Genomic DNA, 22,797 nt, shown 5'->3' on the forward strand with positions numbered 1-22,797 from the left:
AGCGACGGCATGACGGATCAATGGGATGCCGGACGACTGGACAGTGACCTCGAGGGTGTCGGTTTCGACACCCTGGCGGTGCGCGCCGGTCAAAACCGTACACCGGAGGCCGAGCACAGCGAAGCGCTGTTCCTGACCTCCAGCTATGTGTTCCGCACGGCGGCCGATGCCGCTGCGCGCTTTGCCGGCGAAACGCCGGGCAACGTCTACTCGCGCTATACCAACCCGTCCGTGCGTGCGTTCGAAGAGCGCCTGGCGGCCATGGAAGGCGCCGAGCAGGCCGTGGGTACCTCCACCGGCATGGCGGCGATCCTCGCCGTGGTCATGTCGCTGTGCAGTGCCGGCGACCACGTGCTGGTGTCGCAGAGCGTATTCGGCTCGACCATCAGCCTGTTCGAGAAGTACTTCAAGCGCTTTGGTGTGCAGGTGGACTACGTGCCACTGGTCAATCTCGCTGGCTGGGAAAAGGCCATCAAGGACAACACCAAGCTGCTGATCGTCGAGTCCCCGTCCAACCCGCTGGCCGAGTTGGTCGACATTCCTGCGCTGGCTGAAATTGCTCACGCCCGTGGTGCCATGCTGGTAGTGGACAACTGCTTCAGCACCCCGGCCTTGCAGCAGCCGCTCAAGCTGGGAGCCGACATCGTGTTCCACTCAGCCACCAAGTTCATCGACGGCCAGGGCCGTTGCATGGGTGGCGTAGTCGCCGGCCGTGCCGAGCAGATGAAAGAAGTGGTGGGCTTCCTGCGTACTGCCGGGCCGACCCTCAGCCCGTTCAACGCCTGGATCTTCACCAAGGGCCTGGAGACCCTCAAGCTGCGCATGCGTGCGCACTGCGAGAGCGCCCAGATCCTGGCTGAATGGCTGGAGCAGCAGGAGGGCGTGGAGAAGGTGCATTACGCCGGCTTGCCGAGCCACCCGCAGCACGAACTGGCCAAGCGCCAGATGAGCGGCTTCGGTGCGGTGGTCAGCTTTGAGGTCAAAGGTGGCAAAGAGGGCGCCTGGCGCTTCATCGACGCGACCCGGGTGATCTCGATCACCACCAACCTCGGCGACAGCAAGACCACCATCGCCCACCCGGCCACCACCTCCCACGGCCGTCTGACGGCGCAGGAGCGTGAGGCTGCGGGCATCCGCGACAGCCTGATCCGGGTTGCCGTGGGCCTGGAAGACGTGGCTGACCTGCAGGCGGACCTCGCCCGTGGACTGGCAGCTCTGTGATGGAAATCCGCGGCGGTGTACCAGGCCATAACGGTCGGGTTGCCCTGGTTACCGGTGCCGCTCGCGGCATCGGCCTGGGCATTGCCGCCTGGCTGATCTGCGAAGGTTGGCAAGTGGTGCTCAGCGACCTTGACCGCCAGCGCGGTGCCAAGGTAGCCAAGGCCCTGGGCGAAAACGCCTGGTTCATCACCATGGATGTGGCCGACGAGGCCCAGGTCAGTGCCGGGGTATCGGAAGTGCTCGGCCAGTTCGGGCGCCTCGATGCCCTGGTGTGCAACGCGGCGATTGCCAACCCGCACAACCAGACCCTGGAAAGCCTGAGCCTGGCGCAGTGGAACCGGGTGCTGGCGGTCAACCTCAATGGGCCGATGTTGCTGGCCAAGCATTGTGCGCCGTACCTGCGTGCGCACAATGGCGCAATCGTCAACCTGACCTCGACCCGTGCCCGGCAGTCCGAACCGGACACCGAGGCCTACGCGGCGAGCAAGGGCGGCCTGGTGGCCTTGACCCATGCCCTGGCCATGAGCCTGGGGCCGGAGATCCGCGTCAATGCGGTGAGCCCGGGCTGGATCGATGCCCGTGACCCGTCACAGCGCCGTGCCGAGCCCTTGACCGAGGCCGACCATGCCCAGCACCCGACGGGCAGGGTAGGGACGGTGGAGGATGTGGCGGCCATGGTCGCCTGGCTGCTGTCGCGCCAGGCCGGGTTCGTCACTGGCCAGGAGTTCGTGGTCGACGGCGGCATGACCCGCAAGATGATCTACACCTGAGCAGACTGCTGTAAGGGAAGGGGACCGAAAGGTCCCTTTTCCGTTTTTGCCTTTTTTGAAAAAAATTCAACGGGGCTATTGACTTAGCATCGGTACCTGCGTAAATTTCGCGGCCTCAGCGAAGCAAACGCAACAAGCAACATCGCGAGGGTGATTAGCTCAGCCGGGAGAGCATCTGCCTTACAAGCAGAGGGTCGGCGGTTCGATCCCGTCATCACCCACCACTTCCTGAGATTGTTTCTAGCGCTGGACACTTCTTGTGAAGTCGATAGCCGGAGAGAAACGCACTGCGCAGCGGTAGTTCAGTCGGTTAGAATACCGGCCTGTCACGCCGGGGGTCGCGGGTTCGAGTCCCGTCCGCTGCGCCATTTTTCAGTAACAGATGGGTGCCTGGCACCGGTCTGAAGTCGAAGGCAAAATGCCTGAGGCTGATCCCAGTTTCAATCGGGCGCAAGCCTGAACGATACGCAGCGGTAGTTCAGTCGGTTAGAATACCGGCCTGTCACGCCGGGGGTCGCGGGTTCGAGTCCCGTCCGCTGCGCCATCTTCGTTTCGAGGTCCCTAGAACACCTTGAAGCAAACACAAATGAAGCGATTAGATGTCGCTTTTTTTGTGCCTGCCCTGAGGCCATCGCGCCGGAAGGGTAGACCCAGGTTTCAATCGGGCGAAAGCCTGAATGATACGCAGCGGTAGTTCAGTCGGTTAGAATACCGGCCTGTCACGCCGGGGGTCGCGGGTTCGAGTCCCGTCCGCTGCGCCATCTTCGCCTCAAGGCCCCTTGAACGCCTTGAAGCAACGAGAAAGCGACCTTCGGGTCGCTTTTTTCGTTTCTGGGCCATGCCGGTGACCGGATTTACACGATCCTGACAGACTCTTCACCGATCAACGGTTCCTGTGCCTGCCTGCAGTGATGCACAATAGGCATCTTTTGACTTACCCGGAATTCGCAATGACCAGATCATCCGTCTTTGGTGCGCTCGGGCTGGCCCTGGTGCTGGCGGGCGTGACCGGTTGCTCTTCGAAGAAAGCCGCCGTCTACGAGCACGAAAACTTCGACGACTCGGGGACCTACTCGCGCAGCTTCCCGGTGACCGACGCCGGTTCCTGCGAAGCGGCTCGCCGTGCGTTGCTCAGCCAGGGCTACATCATCACCAGCAGTGGCGCCAACCAGGTGATGGGCAACAAGAGCTTCCAGCAGAATAGCGAAAACCACCTGCAGATCAGCTTCAACGTGACCTGTGCGCCGGACGTCAACGACGACAAGCGTTCGACCATGTTCGCCAACGCGCTGCAGGACCGTTACAGCCTGAAGAAGTCCAACAGCTCGGCCAGCTTGGGTGTCGGCGTGCTCGGCTCGGTGTCGATGCCGATCGGCTCAAGCGATGACTCGATGGTCAAGGTCGCCAGCGAGACGGTGACGGCGTCACAGTTCTACGACCGTTACTTCGCCCTGGTCGAAAGTTTCCTGCCGAAGCCGAAGAAGGTCGCCAAGGCCAAGGTCGAAGCGCCTGTGTCCAAGCCCGAGAAGCCAGCGCCGGACCTGGGCTTGCCGGAGCAGGCCTCGGCGGCGCCAGCTGTCGCAGCGCCAGTGGCTGCGCCACGGGTTGACGCCACGCCCGCGCCTGCGGCGCTTGCACCTGCCAGTGAAGCTGCGGCCAAACCGGTGGTCGATGACAGTCAGAGCTCGCAACCGGTGGCGCCGCCAGCGGAAGCCGCCCCGATTCAGGTGCAGCAGGACGCGCAGCCTGCACCGTCGTCGCTTTAATTCGCTGTAACAGATGAGCGGCGATAAGTTCCAGAACACCTGCTACGTTTACCACTCATGAGCTTGTCATCATTCCTTCACCCGACCCGCTTAGGTTGAAGACATGACCAACGAAGACAAATGAGAAGAGGACGCAGGGCGATGGATGACTATCAGGAAGAGCTGCTCGAGTTTCAGGCTTACGAACTGGATCCGCCAGAACCGGCAGACGACGCCACAGAGCTTTAACCTGCCCGCCGCTGGCTGCGGCGAAACTCCCCCGGCGTAACGCCCGTCCAGCGCTTGAATGCGCGCTGGAAGGCCTCTGCCGATGCAAACCCCAACAGATAGGCGATCTCGCCAAAGGCCAGCTCCGTATCGCGGATATAGGCTTCGGCAAGGTCGCGTCGCGTGTCGTTGAGCAGGTCGCGAAAGCGTGTGCCTTCTTCAGCCAGTTTGCGCCGCAGTGTCCAGGTGGGCAGTTGCAGGTGCAACGCCACTTCTTCGAGGTCAGGCTCGCGGCCGCCATTGAGCAACGGGCCGAGCAAGTGGGTAATGCGCTCGCCCAGGCTGCGCACCCGGGTGCGCTGGAGCATTTCCGCTTCGCACAGCTGTAGCAGGTGGCCGAAAGTGCTCGGGCAGTGCTGCGGGTTGGCCTGCTCAAGGGTGCTGCGGCTCAGCCGCACGCGGTTGGCGCTGGCGCCGAACTGCACGGGTGTGGTGCAAAGGGGCTGGTACCCGGCGGCGTATTCGGGCGCATCGAATTCGACTTCCAGGCGCTCGGCCTGCAAGGGGGCGCCAGCCAGCGCGGCGAGCTGCGCCAGCCAGCCGGCCAGCAGCGAATCGACCACAAAACGGTTGTAGTCGTTGTAGGGGCTGATCGAGTAGAAACGAAGCCACGCGCCCTGGGCGTCTTCCTGGTAGCTGGAGTGGCCACGGTAGTTGGCGGCGTACAGGGGCTCGAAGCGCAGCAGGGTACGTGCCGCCTCGCCCAGGGTAGGGGCCTGGGCTGCCGTGACGCCGGCCAGCCCGGCCTGGGCCAGGCGACTGAGGCGCCCCATGCGCAGGCCCAGCGCTGGCTCGCCACACAGCGCGATGGCCGCATGCCCAAGGTGCATGTAGCGCGGAATCGACAGGCGCGCGCCAGCTTCGGCCAGGCGTGCGGCATCTAGCCCGTATTGCTGCAATAGCGAAGCCGGATCATGACCTTGCTCGCGCAGGGCTTCGGCCAGAGGCTGGACGAAGCCCACCGACAGGTCGCCCAGGCGCACGCGGGGGCGGCTCATGTGCCTACAGCCACAGGTTCAGCAGGCGCGCACCGTGGCTGGGAGGCCCCGCCAGCAGCTCACCTGACTGATGGGCAAAGCCCTGACCGTCGCTGCCCTGTTCCCAGAACTGCCCACGCATGAACACGCTCATGCTGCTGACGCCGTCACCTGCGGCCTGGGTCAGGCGTTGCCAGGCGGCCTGCTCGCTGACTTCGCCGCGTTGCAGTGGCAGCTCGGCAGCGGCGTCCTGGTGGCGATTGCCGCGCCAGGGTTCATCCCAGCTGCCTTTGCCGCTGAGAAACACCGGGTTGGCGATCAACTGGACCTGCTGTTGCTGCAACTGGCGCTGGTTCTCGGGGTACCAGCTGTCGCTGCCGATCAGCACGCCGAGACGCCCGGCGGGGGTCTGCAGCACCTGCAGCGGGAAATGCCGGCCGTGGTGGATGTAGCGCCGTGTTTCGCTGTCGGGGTATTGCTGGTGTTGCGGTTGGCCCAGCGGTGAGCCATCGGCGGCGAATACCAGGCTGCTGTTGAACAGCGGCCCGTGGCCAATGTGCAGCACGCCCTGTTCGACGTACGGGGCGGGCAGCACGATCGAGCCCGCCACCAGGGTCACGCCGAACTCCTTGGCCAGGCCGCCGAACAGTTGCTGGTAGTCGCTGGCCATCTGCTGGGCTTTCATGCGCAGGTGGGCATCTGCGCGCCGATCGTCGCCATTGGCGCTCAGCATCGCCAGGCCATAGCGCAGCGGATTGCTCAGCTCCAGCCATTGCTCGGCGTCGCGGTTGCGGGTGACCTGGTACAGCTCGTTCTTCTCGCCACGTGCCCATAGCCAGGTGCCGATGTGTTCGGGCAGCACCACGACCGTGCGTGGGCCAACCAGGCCCTGGGTGCGCGCCTGTTCCAGGTAGGCGGAAAGCTTGCGATGCAGGCGTTGCAGGTTCTGGTAGTCGCTGGGGAACAGCAACGGCTCGATGCCGAGCAGGTTGCCATGCTCGCCTGGCACGCCATGGTTGAGCGCCAGTTCGATGCGCAGGTCGGAAAGGTAGTGGCCTTCCGGGCGCTGTTGGGTCCAGAAAACGTAGCCGCACAGAGCGGTGATCATTACCAGCGCCAGGGCGCCTGCCAGGAGTTTTCGCATCAAGCGGTACAGCGCCTTGGGAATCGAGGGTTCCTTAGGGTAGTCCCGCTGCGCGGGAGGATCAATAAGTTGTCAGTTTCGATCATTGAGCGCGTTCAAACGGCTGTTTAATGTCGCAGTCAGATAAACGACGGGGCCCGCAGAGGTACCCGCATTCCGTGATCACGCCACCTGGGGAACCTACCATGGCTGCCGACCGCTACCCGCATTTGCTGGCCCCGCTCGACCTGGGCTTCACCACCTTGCGCAACCGCACCCTGATGGGCTCGATGCACACCGGCCTTGAGGAGCGCCCGGGCGGTTTCGAACGCATGGCGGCATTTTTTGCCGAGCGCGCCCGCGGTGGTGTCGGCCTGATGGTCACTGGCGGCATCGCGCCGAACGACGAAGGTGGCGTGTATTCCGGTGCTGCCAAGCTCAGCACCGAGGAAGAGGCCGACAAGCACCGCATCGTCACCGATGCCGTGCATGAGGCCGGGGGCAAGATCTGCCTGCAGATCCTGCATGCCGGGCGCTACGCCTATAGCCCGCGCCAGGTGGCACCCAGCGCGATCCAGGCACCGATCAACCCGTTCAAGCCCAAGGAGCTGGATGAAGCGGGCATCGAGAAGCAGATCGCCGACTTCGTCAATTGCGCCGAGCTGGCTCAGCGTGCCGGCTACGATGGCGTCGAGATCATGGGGTCCGAAGGCTACTTCATCAACCAGTTCCTCGCCGCCCACACCAACCACCGCACCGATCGCTGGGGGGGCAGCTACGAGAACCGCATGCGCCTGGCGGTGCAGATCGTCACCCGTGTGCGCGACGCGGTAGGGCCGAACTTCATCATCATCTTCCGCCTGTCGATGCTCGACCTGGTCGAGGGCGGCAGCACCTGGGATGAAGTCGAGCTGCTGGCCAAGGCCATCGAACAGGCTGGCGCGACGCTGATCAACACCGGCATCGGCTGGCACGAGGCGCGCATCCCGACCATCGCCACCAAGGTACCGCGCGCGGCGTTCAGCAAGGTCACCGCCAAGCTGCGCGGCGTTGTGAAGATTCCGCTGATCACCACCAACCGCATCAATACCCCGGAAGTGGCCGAAGCCGTGCTGGCCGAGGGCGATGCCGACATGGTCTCCATGGCCCGACCGTTCCTCGCCGACGCGGACTTCGTCAACAAGGCGGCTGAAGGGCGCGCCGACGAGATCAACACCTGCATCGGTTGCAACCAGGCCTGCCTGGACCACACCTTCGGTGGCAAGCTGACCAGTTGCCTGGTCAACCCCCGCGCCTGCCATGAGACCGAGCTCAACTACCTGCCGGTGCGCGCCGTGAAGCGCATCGCCGTGGTGGGGGCCGGCCCGGCGGGCCTGGCAGCGGCTACCGTGGCGGCCGAGCGTGGCCATGAGGTGACGCTGTTCGATGGTGCCAGCGAGATTGGCGGGCAGTTCAACGTGGCCAAGCGAGTGCCGGGCAAGGAGGAATTCCACGAGACCCTGCGCTATTTCCGCAACAAGGTGAAAAGCACCGGCGTCGATCTGCGCCTGAATACCCGGGTCGATGTGCAGGCGCTGGTCGGTGGCGGTTACGACGAGATCATCCTGGCCACCGGTATCGCGCCGCGTACCCCGGCCATCCCGGGTGTCGAGCATGCCAAGGTGCTCAGCTACCTGGACGTGCTGCTGGAACGCAAGCCGGTGGGCAAGTCGGTCGCGGTGATTGGCGCGGGCGGCATCGGTTTCGACGTGTCCGAGTACCTGGTGCATCAGGGCGTGGCCAGCAGCCAGGACCGTGAGGCGTTCTGGAAAGAGTGGGGGATCGATACCCACCTGGAGGCACGCGGTGGTGTTGCCGGGATCACGGCCGAGCCGCATGCGCCGGCGCGGCAGGTGTATCTGTTGCAGCGCAAGAAATCCAAGGTGGGCGACGGGCTGGGCAAGACCACTGGCTGGATTCACCGTACCGGGTTGAAGAACAAACAGGTGCAGATGCTCAACAGCGTCGAGTACCTGCAGATCGATGACGCTGGCCTGCACATTCGCATTGGCGAAGGGGAACCGCAGGTGCTGGCAGTCGACAATGTGGTGATCTGTGCCGGGCAGGAACCATTGCGCGAGCTGCATGAAGGGCTGGTTGCGGCGGGGCAGTCGGTGCACCTGATCGGTGGCGCCGATGTGGCGGCCGAGCTGGATGCCAAGCGGGCGATCAACCAAGGGTCTCGGTTGGCCGCTGAACTTTGAAATCGCCGGGGCCGCTTCGCGGCCCATTCGCGACACAAGGCCGCTCCTACAGAAAACGCGATCCCTTGTAGGAGCGGCCTTGTGTCGCGAAAGGGGCGCACAGCGCCCCCGGCGATTTCACTGATAAACTCCGCTCCATGCATGTACTTCAAGCCCCACTACAGCCCCTGAATCTATCTTGGCTGACAAAAGCCAAGGTAGAAACCGCCATCCTGCGCCTGGACCTGATCGACCCCCTGATCAGCGGCAACAAGTGGTTCAAGCTGCGCCACCACTTGCAGCATGCCCATGCTGCAGGCACCCCCGGCCTGATCAGCCTGGGCGGCAACCACTCCAACCACCTCCATGCCCTGGCCGCCGCTGGCAAGCGCTTCGGCTTCGCCACCGCCGGCCTGCTGCGCGGTCACCCGCAAGACACCCCCACCGTGCGCGACCTGCAAGCCTTGGGCATGGAAGTGCACTGGCTGGGTTACGGCGGCTATCGGGCACGCCATGAACCGAGCTTCTGGGAGCCTTGGCAGGCCCGTTATCCGGGCTGGCACTGTATTCCCGAAGGCGGTGGCGGGGCGGCCGGCGCCGAGGGGTGTGCGCTGATCGTCGAACAGGCCCGTTCGCAGCTGGCGGCGCAGGGATGGTCGGGTTACGACGCCTGGTGGCTGGCGGCAGGTACCGGCACGACATTGGCCGGCCTGGTCCTTGCCGAGGCAGGGGAACACCCGGTGCATGGTGCCCTGGCGGTGCCGATGGATCACGGCGTGCCGGAAACAGTCGCTGCACTGGCCGGCCCAAAGGGCTACCGGCTGCACGACGCCTGCCGAGGTGGCTTTGGAAAAGTCGATGATGAGTTGCTGGCGTTCATCGCCGACAGCGAACGGCACACTGGCGTGCCGCTGGAAGCCCTGTATACCGGCAAGGCCTTGCTGGCCCTGCGCGATCAGGTCGGGGCCGGGCTGTTCGCGCCCGGTACCCGCCTGATCTTCGTGCACACCGGCGGCCTGCAGGGCCGTCGTGGTTACTTGTAGGGCAGCATGCGCAGCAGCGTGTTGTCGCGCTGCACGTAGTGGTGATACAGCCCGGCCACGGCATGCAGGCCGATCAGCCAGTAACCCCAAGTCGCCACCCGCTCATGCCAGCCCTTGATGAACTTGGCCTGGTCCGGGTCGGCGCCGATCAGGTGCGGCAGTTCCAGGCCGAAGAATGGCACTGGCTTGTCGGCGGCGCTGAGGATCAGCCAGCCGGCCAGGGGCAGGCCGATCATCAGCAGGTACAGCGCCAGGTGCATCAGGTGCGCAAGGCCGGTCTGCCAAGCCGGCGGCTTGGGTACGATGGGCGGGGCCGGGGAGATCAGGCGCGCGGCCAGGCGCAGCCAGACCAGCACGAACACACTCAGGCCGAGCATGAAGTGCAGGTCTTTCATCAGGTTGCGTTCAGCGCTGTCCTTGGGGAACAGGCCGCGAAATTCGATACAGGCGTAAACGGCGGCCAGCAACACCAGCATCAGCCAATGCAGGGCGATGGACAGGCGTGCGTAATGGGGCGCGGGGGTGGATGAAACCATGATCGGTCCTCGTCATCAGGTCGGAATGGCGCTCTTGCTGGCGCTCAGATAGCACTCTAATGGCTATTTGAAACAAATCTTTGCGCTGGATCTGTGAAAATTCTGTTGTCTGGCAAATGTGGCCAACTGTCCGCCACCAGAAACACCCGTTCGACTTCCTGCCAGGCCCCTTCGCCATCCGGCTCCAGCCTGACCAGCAACTGCGCGGGGGCATGCTCGTCCAACCGAGCCAGCCAGGCCTCGAACTGCGGCACGGTCCAACATTCGTCTGGCTCTGCCCGCGCCGGCGCCAGCCAGGCATGCCGTGGCAGCGGTTGCCAGCATTCGTCTGCTGCCGCTGCCCAGTTCTGCCGTCGTATCCAGCGCCCGCGTAAATGCCGGGGGTTGGCCCCCGCCGGCGGCTCGGCGTGCCCCGGCCACGGATAGAACAGGTAGCCGCCCAGCCACAGGTGCGCCTGCACCTGGTCGACCCCTATGGCGGCCAGTGCTTCGCGACTCTGCGCGTCTGCCGACATGGGCAGCTGGTGCCCGGCCAGGTGTGCCAGCTTGCTGCCGAGCCGATCGTGGCACCCAGGCCCGAGCCAGTGCGCCGGGTCGCGGCCGTCGTCCTCGGTCGGCCCCAGGTACAGCTTGATGGCCAGCTCCAGATGATGGGTGCCTTGGCCATCACGCAGCAGAATGTCCAGCTCGCCCAGGGTCCGCCCACCTGCACGAATCGCCAGGTTGGACGCCAGCAGCTCGACCCCGGGCGCGTGCGCCAGGGCGAATTGCCACAGACCTTCGTAGTACAGCCCCAGGCGCCGGCTGGTGATCCTTGCCAACCAGTCGCGCAAGGGCAGGTCATGCGCATCCAGTGCACACAACCAGTCGTGCAGGCGTTGCGGATCGCCCGCCCAGCCGCTGCCCGCCAGCGGATGGCGCTGGGGGCAGGGCGGGGCGCTCAGCAGCGCGGGCGACAGCAGGGTCCAGGCCAGGTCGCGCACGGCAGGGCAGTGCAAGCGGCGGTGCAGCTCATGGAGCTCGGCAAATGGCATCATGCTGCGAGCATAGCCGGTTTGCCGCTGCCCGGTCGTTTCGCCCATAATCGCGACATCGTCACCCCGCCGCAGAGCCTCGCAGGAGCCCCATGGAGCAATTTCGCAATATCGGTATCATCGGCCGCCTTGGCAGCTCGCAGGTGCTCGACACCATTCGCCGACTGAAAAAATTCCTCCTCGAGCGCCACCTGCACGTGATCCTCGAGGACACCATCGCCGAAGTGCTGCCCGGCCACGGCCTGCAAACCTCCACGCGCAAACTGCTCGGCGAGGTCTGTGACCTGGTCATCGTGGTCGGTGGCGACGGCAGCCTGCTCGGCGCCGCCCGTGCCCTGGCCCGGCACAATGTGCCGGTACTGGGCATCAACCGTGGCAACCTGGGCTTCCTCACCGACATCCGCCCGGACGAGCTGGAGCAGAAGGTCGCCGAGGTGCTCGACGGCCACTACCTGGTGGAAAACCGCTTCCTGCTGCAGGCTGAGGTGCGCCGCCATCACGAAGCCATCGGCCAGGGCGATGCGCTCAACGACGTGGTCCTGCACCCGGGCAAGTCGACGCGGATGATCGAGTTCGAGATCTACATCGACGGCCAGTTCGTCTGCAGCCAGAAGGCCGACGGCCTGATCGTCGCCACCCCGACGGGTTCCACTGCCTACGCGCTGTCGGCCGGTGGCCCGATCATGCACCCCAAGCTCGACGCCATCGTCATCGTGCCGATGTACCCGCACACCCTGTCGGGGCGGCCGATCGTGGTCGACGGCAACAGCGAGCTGAAGATCGTGGTGTCCAAGGACCTGCAGATCTACCCGCAGGTGTCCTGCGACGGCCAGAACCACTTTACCTGCGCCCCGGGCGACACCATCACGGTGAGCAAGAAGCCGCAGAAGCTGCGCCTGATCCACCCGCTCGACCACAACTACTATGAGGTGTGTCGCACCAAACTCGGCTGGGGCAGCCGCCTGGGAGGCAGGGACGACTGATGCTCGATCCGGCGCGCAGTTTCGACATCATCGGCGACGTGCACGGTTGTGCACTGACCCTCGAACGCCTGCTCGACGCCCTCGGCTACAAACGTGTCGGCGGCGTCTGGCGTCACCCGCGGCGCCAGGCCCTGTTCCTTGGCGACATCGTCGACCGTGGCCCGCGCATCCGCGAGGCGCTGCACATCGTGCATGACATGGTCGAAGCCGGCCAGGCGTTCTGCATCATGGGCAACCACGAGTACAACGCCCTGGGCTGGGTCACCCCGGCGCTGCCCGGCAGCGGCAAGTCGTTCGTGCGCGAACATACCCCGCGCCACGCCCGGCTGATCGACGAGACCCTGACCCAGTTCGCCCACCACCCCGGCGACTGGCACGACTTCGTGCAGTGGTTCTACGACATGCCATTGTTCGTCGACGCCGGGCGCTTCCGCCTGGTGCATGCCTGCTGGGACCCGCGGCTGATCGAACCGCTGCGCCAGCAATACCCCGGCGGGCGCATCGACGAGCATTTCATCCAGGCGTCGGCGGTGTCCGGCAGCTTTGCCGCCACCGTGTGCAACCGCCTGCTGCGCGGCACCGACATGCGCCTGCCGGACGGCCTGACCCTGACCGGCGGCGACGGCCTGACCCGCGCCTTCTTCCGCACCAAGTTCTGGGAAGAAGACCCGCAGACCTACGGCGACATCGTCTTCCAGCCTGATGCGCTGCCCGACGACGTTGCCCGCACGCCACTCAGCCATACCGAAAAGAATGCCCTGCTGCGTTACGCCGAGGACGAACCGTTGCTGTTCGTCGGCCACTACTGGCGCAGCGGCCGCCCGGCGCCGATCCGCGCCAACCTGGCCTGCCTGGACTACAGCGCGGTGCTGTATGGCAAGCTGGCGGCCTACCGGCTGGATGATGAAACCCGCATCGACCCGCACAAGTTCGTCTGGGTCGACGTCGAACGCCCTCAGGCCAATCAATGAAAATCATCGAAGTGATGCGCCTGCCGCTGTCGGTCGACCTCAGCGGCTTCGTCCACCTGCTGCAGCGCCTGCAGGTACCGCACCGGGTCAGCGAGGAAGGCGAGGAGCAAGTGCTCTGGGCCCCCGACACCCTGGTTGCCGACGTGCGCGAGCTGTACCAGCGCTTCCCCGACGGTAACGCCGACGTGCAGCTTGCGCCGGACCCTGTGGGAGCGGGCGTGCCCGCGAAAGCCCCCTCCCTGGCCGACCAGGCCAAAGCCTGCAAGGTCACCGCCACCATCCTGGTCCTGTGCCTGGTCGTCGCCGGCCTCACCAGCCTGGGCGACAACCTCAACGCCATCAGCTGGTTCACCTTCCTCGACTTCCGCGTCCAGGGTGAGTACCTGCATTTCACCCCGCTGGCCCAGGGCCTCGCCGAAGGCCAGTGGTGGCGCCTGGTGTCGCCCATGCTGCTGCACTTTGGCGTGCTGCACCTGGCGATGAACGGCTTGTGGTACTGGGAGCTGGGCAAGCGCATCGAACTGCGCCAGGGCCCCTGGCTGCTGCTGGGCCTGACCCTGCTGTTCAGCCTGGTGTCCAACCTGGCCCAGCACTACACCAGTGGCCCGAGTCTGTTCGGCGGCCTGTCCGGGGTGCTCTACGGCTTGCTCGGCCACGTCTGGCTGTACCAGTGGCTGGCGCCCAACCCTCACTTCAACCTGCCCAAGGGCGTGCTGGTGATGATGCTGATCTGGCTGGTGATCTGCCTGACCGGCGTGGTCGGCCAGCTCGGCTTCGGCCAGATCGCCAACGCCGCCCACGTCGGCGGGCTGCTCATCGGATGCCTGACCGGGCTCTTGGGCGGGGCGCTGGCCCGGCGTAAACTGTCGGCTTGAATCAGGAGACACTATGTCCACTTTCGCGCAAATGATCGAAAACATTACCCCGGAAATCTACGAGAGCCTGAAACTGGCCGTGGAAATCGGCAAATGGTCGGACGGGCGCAAGCTCACCGCCGAGCAGAAAGAACTGTCGCTGCAGGCGGTGATCGCCTGGGAGATGAAGAACCTGCCCGAAGAGCAGCGCACCGGTTACATGGGCCCGCAGGAATGCGCGTCGAAGTCGGCACCCATCGCCAACATTCTGTTCAAGTCGGACTCGGTACATTGATCGAACTCGCTCGTGGCTCTTTGAGCAAGATGGCGGTCAGCCTGCAGGCACCCGTGGTGCAATACAGCTTCCGTCTGGATGACACCCAGGTGCCGGTCAACCCGCTGATCGGCCAGCGCCTGCGCCTGGAATACCTCGGCGCGATTCACTGCAGCCATTGCGGCAAACGCACCAAGACCAGCTTCAGTCAGGGTTACTGCTACCCGTGCATGACCAAGCTGGCCCAGTGCGACGTGTGCATCATGGCCCCGGAAAAATGCCACTACGACGCCGGCACCTGCCGCGAACCGTCCTGGGGCGAGCAGTTCTGCATGACCGACCATGTGGTGTACCTGGCCAACTCGTCGGGGATCAAGGTCGGCATCACCCGGGCCACCCAGCTGCCCACCCGCTGGCTCGACCAGGGCGCCAGCCAGGCGCTGCCGATCATGCGCGTGGCCACCCGCCAGCAATCGGGCCTGGTCGAAGACATCCTGCGCAGCCAGGTACCGGACCGCACCAACTGGCGCACGCTGCTCAAGGGCGACGCCGAAGTGCTCGACCTGCCCGCCATCCGCGATCAGATTTTCGACGCCTGCGCCGACGGCCTGCGCGCGCTGCAGGGCCGCTTTGGCCTGCAGGCGATCCAGCCACTGCCTGACGCCGAAGTGGTGGAAATGCGTTACCCGGTCGAGGCCTATCCGAAGAAGATCGTCAGCTTCAACCTCGACAAGGACCCGGTGGCCGAAGGCACGCTGCTGGGCATCAAGGGCCAGTACCTGATCTTCGACACCGGCGTGATCAATATTCGCAAGTACACGGCCTACCAGTTGGCCGTGCTCCAGTAAAAAGGACCTGCACATGCGTACCGAACAACCGCAAGTGATCTACCTCAAGGATTACCAGGCGCCCGAGTACCTGATCGACGAGACGCACCTGACCTTCGAGCTGTTCGAGGACCACACCCTGGTCCACGCGCAACTGGTCATGCGCCGCAACCCGGCACGCGGTGCCGGCCTGCCGCCACTGGAACTGGACGGCCAGCAGCTGGAACTGCTGCGTGCCTCGCTGGACGATGTCGAACTGCAGGCGAGCGACTACCAGCTCGAAGCCGACAGCCTGACGGTCCATCCCAAGGCCGAGCGTTTCACCCTCGACACCAGCGTGAAGATCCACCCGGAGAGCAACACCGCGCTGGAAGGCCTGTACAAGTCCGGCAAGATGTTCTGCACCCAGTGCGAGGCCGAGGGCTTCCGCAAGATCACCTACTACCTCGACCGCCCGGACGTGATGAGCACCTTCACCACCACGGTGATCGCCGAGCAGCATCGCTACCCGGTGCTGCTCAGCAACGGCAACCCGATCGGCAGCGGGCCGGCAGACGACGGCCGCCACTGGGCGACCTGGGAAGACCCGTTCATGAAGCCGGCCTACCTGTTCGCGCTGGTGGCCGGTGACCTGTGGTGCGTCGAAGACAACTTCGTCCGCCAGTCCGGCCGCGACGTGACCCTGCGCATCTATGTCGAGCCCGAGAACATCGACAAGTGCGACCACGCCATGGTCAGCCTGAAGAAGTCCATGCGCTGGGATGAGGAAGTCTACGGTCGCGAGTACGACCTGGACATCTTCATGATTGTTGCGGTCAACGACTTCAACATGGGCGCCATGGAAAACAAGGGCCTGAACATCTTCAACTCGAGCTGCGTGCTGGCCCGCGCCGAAACCGCCACCGATGCCGCCCACCAGCGCGTCGAAGGTGTGGTCGCCCACGAGTATTTCCACAACTGGTCGGGCAACCGCGTGACCTGCCGCGACTGGTTCCAGCTGTCGCTGAAAGAAGGCTTCACGGTGTTCCGCGATGCCGAGTTCAGCGCCGACATGAACTCGCGCACGGTCAAGCGCATCGAGGACGTCGCCTACCTGCGCACCCACCAGTTCGCCGAAGACGCCGGCCCCATGGCCCACCCGGTGCGCCCGGACAGCTTCATCGAAATCTCCAACTTCTACACCCTGACCGTGTACGAGAAGGGCGCCGAAGTGGTGCGCATGGTCCGCACCTTGCTGGGTGCAGACGGCTTCCGCAAGGGCAGCGACCTGTACTTCGAACGCCACGATGGCCAGGCCGTGACCACCGACGATTTCATCAAGGCCATGGAAGACGCCAACGGCGTCGACCTGGCCCAGTTCAAGCGTTGGTACAACCAGGCCGGCACCCCGCGCCTGGAGGTCAGCGAAGCCTATGACGCCGCCGCGCAGACCTACAGCCTGACCTTCCGCCAGAGCTGCCCGCAGACCCCGGACAAGGCCGAGAAGCTGCCGTTCGTGATCCCGGTCGAACTGGGGCTGCTCGATGCCGAGGGCAACGATCTGCCGCTGCAACTGGCTGGCGAAGCTGCCGCAGCGGGCACCTCGCGTGTGCTGTCGGTGACCGAGGCCGAGCAGACCTTCACCTTCCAGGGCATCACCGCCAAGCCGTTGCCGTCGCTGCTGCGCGGTTTCAGCGCCCCGGTCAAGCTGAGCTTCCCGTACGACCGTGACCAGCTGATGTTCCTCATGCAGCACGACAGCGACGGCTTCAACCGCTGGGAAGCGGGCCAGCAACTGTCGGTGCAGGTGCTGCAGGAGCTGATCGGCCAGCATCAGCGTGGCGAGGCGCTGAAACTCGACCAGCGCCTGATCACCGCGCTCGGTACCGTGCTGGGCAATGAGTCGCTGGACGCCGCCATGGTCGCCGAGATGCTCTCGCTGCCAGGCGAGGCCTACCTGACCGAGATCAGCCAGGTGGCCGATGTCGATGCCATCCACGCCGCCCGCGAGTTCGCCCGCCAGCAGATCGCCGAGCAGCTGTTCGATGCCCTGTGGGCGCGCTACCAGGCCAACCGCGAGGTGTCGCGCAACACTGCCTACGTGGCCGCCGCCGAGCACTTCGCCCGCCGCAGCCTGCAGAACATCGCCCTGTCGTACCTGATGCAGAGCGGCAAGCCGCAGGTGCTGGAAGCGACCCTGGAGCAGTTCGAGCACTGCGACAACATGACCGAGCGCCTGACCGCGCTGGCCGTGCTGGTCAACTCGCCGTTCGCGGCCGAGCGTGCGAAGGCGCTGGAGACCTTCGCCGAGCACTTCAAGGACAACCCGCTGGTCATGGACCAGTGGTTCAGCGTACAGGCCGCCAGCACGCTGCCGGGCGGGCTGGCGCGGGTCAAGGCGCTGATGCAGCACCCTGCGTTCACCCTGAAGAACCCGAACAAGGTGCGGGCGCTGATCGGTGCCTTCGCCGGGCAGAACCTGGTCAACTTCCATGCCGCTGATGGTTCGGGTTATCGCTTCCTGGCGGACCTGGTGATCGAGCTGAATGCGCTGAACCCGCAGATTGCCTCGCGCCAACTGGCACCGCTGACCCGCTGGCGCAAGTATGACGACGCGCGGCAGGTGCTGATGAAGGGCGAGCTGGAGCGGATTCTCGCTTCTGGCGCGCTGTCCAGCGATGTCTATGAAGTGGTGAGCAAGAGCCTGGCGTAAGCCTGGTAGATCCTGGGGCTGCTGTGCAGCCCTTTCGCGACACAAGGTCGCTCCTACAGGGACTCGCATCCCCTTGTAGGAGCGGCCTTGTGTCGCGAAAGGGCCGCAAAGCGGCCCCAGCTTTTTTGGCGGTTAACAAAACATAACGTCCCGCGCGTTGTAATCGCGCAACCTTCCCCGATACGATCCCCCAAGCCTCTAAAACAGGCTTTTCACAGCACAGACCCATCAAGAAGAACACAACAGGGGATGGTCATGAAGCAGCGGGTGATGACGCAGGCCAGGCGTGGTGCCTGGCCGTTGGCGACCGGCGCGATGCTGGCGCTGGCACTGGGGATGTGGGCCGACAGCGCGCAGGCCGCTGCCGCCGACGAGTACTCGACCGAATCAGCCAAGGCCAGCCAGAGCCTGCTGATTGGCGCCGCCCATGCCGGCAAGCGCCTGGTGGTGGTGGGTGATCGCGGCCATATTCTGTTCTCCGACGACCAGGGCAGTACCTGGACCCAGGCCCGGGTGCCCACCCGCCAGTTGCTCACCGCCGTGTTTTTCCTCGACGACAAGCGTGGCTGGGCAGTCGGCCACGATGCGCAGATCCTCACCAGCAGCGACGGTGGCGCCACCTGGAGCAAGCAGTTCGAAGACCTTGCCCGTGAAGCGCCACTGCTGGACGTTACCTTCCTCGACGCCCAGCACGGCTTTGCCGTGGGTGCCTACGGCGCGCTGCTGGAAACCCGCGACGGCGGCCAGCACTGGCAGGACATTGCCGAACGCCTGGACAACCCCGACCAACTCCACCTCAACGGCATCACCCGGGTGCGCGACGCTGGCCTGTTCATCGTCGGCGAGCAGGGCGGCATGTACCGCTCCAGTGACGACGGCCAGACCTGGAGCAAGGTCCAGGGCCCTTACGAGGGCTCGCTGTTCGGCGTGATCGGTACCGCCAAGGCGAATACGCTGCTGGCCTACGGCCTGCGCGGCAACCTGTTCCGCTCCACCGATTTCGGTGACAGCTGGCAGCCGATCGCGCTCAAGGCCGCCCGTGGCGAGCTCGAATTCGGCCTGGCAGGCGCTACGCTTGTCGAGGATGGCAGCCTGGTGCTGGTCGGCAATGGCGGCAGCGTGCTGCGCAGCACCGATGATGGCCAGACCTTCAGCGTCTACAACCGCAGTGATCGCATCGCCCTGGCCGGCGTCACTGGCCTGGCCGACGGTGGCCTGCTGCTGGTGGGGCAGGGGGGCGTGCACCTGGCCAGCGCCGAAGGTGCAGAGCAGGCAGCCAAGGAGGTGCGTCCATGACCAGCAGGGAGAGCATCACCATGCACCCGCACCATCAGGACAAGGCCACGCTGCTCGAACGCCTGATCTTCAACAACCGCCCGGTGGTCATCGCCCTGTGCCTGTTGGTCAGCATCTTCCTGTTCTGGCAGGCCACGCAGATCCGCCCCTCGACCAGCTTCGAGAAGATGATCCCGCTGCAGCACCCGTTCATCGAACAGATGATGGAGCACCGCAACGACCTGGCCAACCTCGGCAATACCGTGCGCATCTCGGTCGAGGCGGTCAACGGCGACATCTTCGACAAGGATTACATGGAAACGCTGCGGCAGATCCATGACGAGGTGTTCTACATCCCCGGTGTCGACCGCGCCGGCCTCAAGTCGCTGTGGAGCCCCAGCGTGCGCTGGAGTGAGGTCACCGAGGAAGGCTTCTCCGGTGGCGAAGTCATCCCCAACACCTACAACGGCTCCCAGGACAGCCTCGACACCCTGCGCGACAACGTGCTCAAGTCCGGCCAGGTCGGGCGCCTGGTGGGCAACAACTTCAAGTCGAGCATCGTCGACGTGCCACTGCTGGAAAGCTTCCCTGACCCGCAGGACCCCGGCAAGCAGGTCAAGCTGGATTACCAGCAGTTCTCGCACCAGCTCGAAGAGAAGATCCGCGACAAGTTCCAGGCGCAGAACCCCAATGTGAAGATCCACATTATCGGCTTCGCCAAGAAGGTCGGCGACCTGATCGACGGCCTGGTGATGGTGGCGATGTTCTTCGGTGTGGCCCTGGTGATCACCTGGATCCTGCTGTACTGGTTCACCTGGTGCATCCGCAGCACCATCGCCGTGCTCATCACCACCCTGGTGGCGGTGGTCTGGCAGCTGGGCCTGATGCACGCGGTGGGCTTCGGCCTGGACCCGTACTCGATGCTGGTACCGTTCCTGATCTTCGCCATCGGCATTTCCCACGGTGTGCAGAAGATCAACGGCATCGCCTTGCAGTCCAGTGACGCCGACAATGCCTTGACCGCAGCCCGGCGCACGTTCCGCCAGCTGTTCCTGCCGGGGATGATCGCCATCCTTGCCGACGCCGTGGGCTTCATCACCCTGCTGATCATCGACATCGGCGTGATCCGCGAGCTGGCCATCGGTGCGTCCATCGGCGTGGCGGTGATCGTGTTCACCAACCTGATCCTGCTGCCGGTGGCGATTTCCTACGTCGGCATCAGCAAGAAGGCCATCGAGCGCAGCAAGAGAGACGCGACCCGCGAGCATCCGTTCTGGCGGCTGCTGTCGAACTTCGCCAGCGCCAAGGTCGCCCCGGTGTCGATCACCCTGGCGCTGATCGCCTTCGCCGGCGGCCTGTGGTACAGCCAGAACCTGAAGATCGGCGACCTCGACCAGGGCGCGCCGGAGCTGCGCCCGGACTCGCGCTACAACCAGGACAACAACTTCATCATCAGCAACTACTCGACCAGTTCCGACGTGCTGGTGATCATGGTCAAGACGCCACCGGAAAGCTGCTCGATCCACTCGACCATGGCGCCGATCGACGAGCTGATGTGGACCATGCAGAACACCCCCGGCGTGCAGTCGGCGATCTCCCTGGTGACCGTGTCCAAGCAGGTGATCAAGGGCATGAACGAGGGCAGCCTGAAGTGGGAGACGCTGTCGCGCAACCCGGACGTCCTCAACAACTCCATCGCCCGCGCCGACGGCCTGTACAACACCGACTGCTCGCTGGCGCCGGTACTGGTGTTCCTCAACGACCACAAGGCCGAGACCCTGGAGCGTGTCACCGCGGTGGCCAAGGCGTTTGCCGACAGCCATGACAAGGAGGGCCTGCAGTTCCTGCTGGCGGCGGGCAACGCCGGGATCGAGGCGGCCACCAACGAGGTGATCAAGTCGGCCGAGCTGACCATCCTGATCCTGGTCTACCTCTGCGTGGCAGTGATGTGCATGATCACCTTCCGCTCGTTCGCCGCGACCCTGTGCATCGTCCTGCCGCTGGTGCTGACCTCGGTGCTGGGCAACGCGCTGATGGCGTTCATGGGGATCGGCGTCAAGGTTGCCACCTTGCCGGTGGTGGCCCTGGGCGTGGGTATCGGCGTGGACTACGGCATCTACATCTACAGCCGCCTGGAAAGCTTCCTGCGTGCCGGCCTGCCGTTGCAGGAGGCTTACTACCAGACCCTGCGCTCGACCGGTAAGGCGGTGTTGTTCACCGGCCTGTGCCTGGCGATCGGCGTGTGCACCTGGATCTTCTCGGCGATCAAGTTCCAGGCCGACATGGGCCTGATGCTGACCTTCATGCTGCTGTGGAACATGTTCGGCGCGCTGTGGCTGCTGCCGGCGCTGGCGCGGTTCCTGATCAAGCCGGAGAAGATGGTGGGCAAGGAGGGGGGCTCGATCTTCGCCCATTGATGTATCCCCGAGGGCCGCAATGCGGCCCTCGGGTTATACTGCCGGCTCATTTCTGACCGGTATTCCCATGTCCCCCCTCGCCACCGCCCTCGCATCCTGCGACATGCTCCTGATCGACGGCCTGCACGCCTTCGATTTCACCTGCGACGATTCCGGCCTCACCGTCGAATGCATGGACGGCCGCCAACTCCGCCGCTGGTCGTTCAACCCCGAGCAGCTCGCTGCCGCCGTCGGCGCCGGTGATGAATGGCAACTCAACGATGCCCAGGGCGAGCATCGTCTAGTCTGTATGAGTGCCTTTCGCGCCCCGGATGAAGACGACGATGAACCGGATCTGGACGAGCCTGCTGACCGCTAGCCTGATGAGCCTGACAATCACCGCCCACGCCGCCACGTTGCTGGTGGGCAGCTACACCGATGGCCAAAGCCAGGGCATCTACCGCTACCAGTTCGACAGCAAGACGGGGCAGATCGACCCGACGCCGCAACAGGTGGTCAAGAGTGTCAGCCCATCGTGGCTGGTGTTGTCGGCCGACCAGCGCCAGTTGTTCGCGGTCAATGAAACCCCGAACGGCAAAGTCAGCAGCTTCAGCGTCAGCGCCAAGGGCGAGATCAAACCGCTGAACCAGGTGGCCAGCCGTGGCGACGAACCGACCCACGCCAGCCTGAGCCGTGACCAGCGCTACCTCTTTGTGGCCAACTACGCCGTTGCCCCCGACCCGGGCGGCAGCCTGGTGGTGATCCCGGTGGCCAAGGATGGCAAGCTCAAGGACGTGGTCCAGCAACTGCGGCACAAGGCCAGTGGCGCCAACCCCGAGCGCCAGGCCGGGGCCCACGTGCATTCGCTGGTGCTGTCGCCGGACGGCCTGCATGTGTATGCCTGCGACCTGGGCGCCGACAAGGTCTTCATCTATCGCTACGACGGCGCCAGCACCGATCACCCCCTGAGTGCGGCGATCCCGGCGTCGGTAGACCTGCCGCCCGGCAGCGGGCCGCGGCATCTGCTGTTCGATGCCAAGGGTCGGCATGCCTACCTGACGCTGGAAATGAGCGGCGAAGTGGTGATGTTCGACGTCAAGGACGCTGCCTTGCTGGAGCGTCAGCGCCTGCCACTGACCGAACAGCAGGATGCCGCTGCCAAGGCCTCGGGGGGGCTGCACCTGTCGGCGGACGGGCGCTTTCTGTACGTCAGCAACCGCGGCACGGCGAACGAGATCGTGGTGTTCAGCGTGGGCAAGGAAGATGGCCAGCTGACCTTCCTGCAGCGCCGTTCGGTAGAGGGCGACCACCCACGGGAATTCGCCCTGGACCCGAGCGACAACTTCCTGCTGGTGGCCAACCAGAAGAGCAACCAGATCGTGGTCATGCACCGCGACCCGCGCAGCGGCAAGCTCGGCGAGACGGTGCAGACCTTCACCCAGGATGCGCCTTCGGACCTCAAGTTCATCGAATGAGGCTCGCTACCAGGATTATCGATAGCGGTAATAGTCCCTACCAGCGCAATGAATTTCTGCGGGCGACCTCAGCGGCGTAAGTTTGACCCAA

19 protein-coding genes and 4 tRNA genes are annotated in these 22,797 nt (G+C 64.7%); 19 read left to right on the forward strand and 4 right to left on the reverse strand.

Annotated elements, in window-relative coordinates; genetic code table 11:
- The first annotated feature begins 9 nt into the window (after nt 1-9).
- From J7573_RS10690 to J7573_RS10720, 7 genes are all read left to right on the forward strand, one after another.
- Nucleotides 10-1,221, forward strand: coding sequence for an O-succinylhomoserine sulfhydrylase (locus J7573_RS10690; RefSeq protein ID WP_294334466.1), 1,212 nt, complete (start codon nt 10-12; stop codon nt 1,219-1,221).
- Nucleotides 1,221-1,991 (forward strand): SDR family oxidoreductase, encoded by a 771-nt coding sequence (locus J7573_RS10695; protein ID WP_165837365.1) that lies wholly within the window; start codon nt 1,221-1,223, stop codon nt 1,989-1,991. Before J7573_RS10690 ends, J7573_RS10695 begins: the two co-directional genes overlap by 1 nt.
- Nucleotides 1,992-2,139: 148 nt before the next feature.
- Nucleotides 2,140-2,215, forward strand: a tRNA-Val gene (locus J7573_RS10700).
- 67 nt (nt 2,216-2,282) lie between these two features.
- A tRNA-Asp gene (locus tag J7573_RS10705) sits at nt 2,283-2,359 on the forward strand.
- A gap of 99 nt (nt 2,360-2,458) precedes the next feature.
- Nucleotides 2,459-2,535: transfer RNA gene (locus J7573_RS10710), tRNA-Asp, on the forward strand.
- A 140-nt stretch (nt 2,536-2,675) separates the two neighbouring features.
- A tRNA-Asp gene (locus J7573_RS10715) sits at nt 2,676-2,752 on the forward strand.
- A 189-nt stretch (nt 2,753-2,941) separates the two neighbouring features.
- The gene (locus J7573_RS10720; RefSeq protein ID WP_294334469.1) at nt 2,942-3,757 is read left to right on the forward strand and encodes a DUF2242 domain-containing protein; all 816 of its coding nucleotides are present in this window, start codon (nt 2,942-2,944) and stop codon (nt 3,755-3,757) included.
- A 224-nt stretch (nt 3,758-3,981) separates the two neighbouring features.
- On the opposite strand, the gene J7573_RS10725 is transcribed toward J7573_RS10720, so the two are convergent.
- Both J7573_RS10725 and J7573_RS10730 read right to left on the reverse strand, forming a co-directional pair.
- Nucleotides 3,982-5,022 (reverse strand): AraC family transcriptional regulator, encoded by a 1,041-nt coding sequence (locus J7573_RS10725; RefSeq protein WP_294334470.1) that lies wholly within the window; start codon nt 5,020-5,022, stop codon nt 3,982-3,984.
- A gap of 4 nt (nt 5,023-5,026) precedes the next feature.
- On the reverse strand, nt 5,027-6,145 hold the full coding sequence (locus tag J7573_RS10730; protein WP_294334596.1) for a nitrilase-related carbon-nitrogen hydrolase: 1,119 nt from the start codon (nt 6,143-6,145) through the stop codon (nt 5,027-5,029).
- 185 nt (nt 6,146-6,330) lie between these two features.
- On the opposite strand from J7573_RS10730, the gene J7573_RS10735 reads away from it, so the two are divergent.
- Entirely contained in the window at nt 6,331-8,367 is a 2,037-nt protein-coding gene (locus tag J7573_RS10735; protein WP_294334472.1) for an NADPH-dependent 2,4-dienoyl-CoA reductase, read from the forward strand.
- Nucleotides 8,368-8,504: 137 nt separating this feature from the next.
- Nucleotides 8,505-9,389, forward strand: coding sequence for a pyridoxal-phosphate dependent enzyme (locus J7573_RS10740; protein WP_294334474.1), 885 nt, complete (start codon nt 8,505-8,507; stop codon nt 9,387-9,389).
- Here J7573_RS10740 and cybB read toward each other — a convergent pair.
- Complete coding sequence (cybB, locus tag J7573_RS10745; RefSeq protein WP_294334475.1) at nt 9,380-9,925, reverse strand: cytochrome b561; 546 nt, start codon at nt 9,923-9,925, stop codon at nt 9,380-9,382. The genes J7573_RS10740 and cybB overlap by 10 nt on opposite strands.
- 56 nt (nt 9,926-9,981) lie before the next feature.
- On the reverse strand, nt 9,982-11,007 hold the full coding sequence (locus tag J7573_RS10750) for a DUF1853 family protein (RefSeq protein ID WP_294334477.1): 1,026 nt from the start codon (nt 11,005-11,007) through the stop codon (nt 9,982-9,984).
- A 44-nt stretch (nt 11,008-11,051) separates the two neighbouring features.
- Here J7573_RS10750 and J7573_RS10755 point away from each other — a divergent pair, with 44 nt between their 5' ends.
- The 10 genes from J7573_RS10755 to J7573_RS10800 all read left to right on the forward strand — a co-directional run bounded on the left by J7573_RS10755 (nt 11,052) and on the right by J7573_RS10800 (nt 22,706).
- Entirely contained in the window at nt 11,052-11,942 is an 891-nt protein-coding gene (locus J7573_RS10755; protein ID WP_027919132.1) for an NAD(+) kinase, read from the forward strand.
- Nucleotides 11,942-12,913 carry a metallophosphoesterase gene (locus tag J7573_RS10760; protein ID WP_294334479.1) on the forward strand — a complete coding sequence of 324 codons (972 nt, stop codon included), beginning with the start codon at nt 11,942-11,944 and terminating at the stop codon, nt 12,911-12,913. Before J7573_RS10755 ends, J7573_RS10760 begins: the two co-directional genes overlap by 1 nt.
- Entirely contained in the window at nt 12,910-13,788 is an 879-nt protein-coding gene (locus J7573_RS10765; protein ID WP_294334481.1) for a rhomboid family intramembrane serine protease, read from the forward strand. The genes J7573_RS10760 and J7573_RS10765 overlap by 4 nt, the downstream gene beginning before the upstream one ends.
- 13 nt (nt 13,789-13,801) lie before the next feature.
- Nucleotides 13,802-14,062, forward strand: coding sequence for a DUF1315 family protein (locus J7573_RS10770; RefSeq protein ID WP_016485539.1), 261 nt, complete (start codon nt 13,802-13,804; stop codon nt 14,060-14,062).
- The gene (locus J7573_RS10775) at nt 14,059-14,889 is read left to right on the forward strand and encodes a DUF2797 domain-containing protein (protein WP_294334490.1); all 831 of its coding nucleotides are present in this window, start codon (nt 14,059-14,061) and stop codon (nt 14,887-14,889) included. The genes J7573_RS10770 and J7573_RS10775 overlap by 4 nt, the downstream gene beginning before the upstream one ends.
- 13 nt (nt 14,890-14,902) lie before the next feature.
- Nucleotides 14,903-17,560 carry an aminopeptidase N gene (gene pepN, locus J7573_RS10780; RefSeq protein ID WP_294334492.1) on the forward strand — a complete coding sequence of 886 codons (2,658 nt, stop codon included), beginning with the start codon at nt 14,903-14,905 and terminating at the stop codon, nt 17,558-17,560.
- Nucleotides 17,561-17,815: 255 nt separating this feature from the next.
- Nucleotides 17,816-18,856 carry a YCF48-related protein gene (locus J7573_RS10785; protein WP_294334493.1) on the forward strand — a complete coding sequence of 347 codons (1,041 nt, stop codon included), beginning with the start codon at nt 17,816-17,818 and terminating at the stop codon, nt 18,854-18,856.
- A 20-nt stretch (nt 18,857-18,876) separates the two neighbouring features.
- Entirely contained in the window at nt 18,877-21,252 is a 2,376-nt protein-coding gene (locus J7573_RS10790; protein WP_294334598.1) for an RND family transporter, read from the forward strand.
- A 67-nt stretch (nt 21,253-21,319) separates the two neighbouring features.
- On the forward strand, nt 21,320-21,610 hold the full coding sequence (locus tag J7573_RS10795) for a DUF5629 family protein (protein WP_294334494.1): 291 nt from the start codon (nt 21,320-21,322) through the stop codon (nt 21,608-21,610).
- Complete coding sequence (locus J7573_RS10800) at nt 21,576-22,706, forward strand: lactonase family protein (protein ID WP_294334496.1); 1,131 nt, start codon at nt 21,576-21,578, stop codon at nt 22,704-22,706. The genes J7573_RS10795 and J7573_RS10800 overlap by 35 nt, the downstream gene beginning before the upstream one ends.
- The last annotated feature ends 91 nt before the right edge of the window (nt 22,707-22,797 follow it).

Origin of the sequence: Pseudomonas sp. (assembly GCF_017744435.1) — a bacterium.
Classification (GTDB): domain Bacteria; phylum Pseudomonadota; class Gammaproteobacteria; order Pseudomonadales; family Pseudomonadaceae; genus Aquipseudomonas.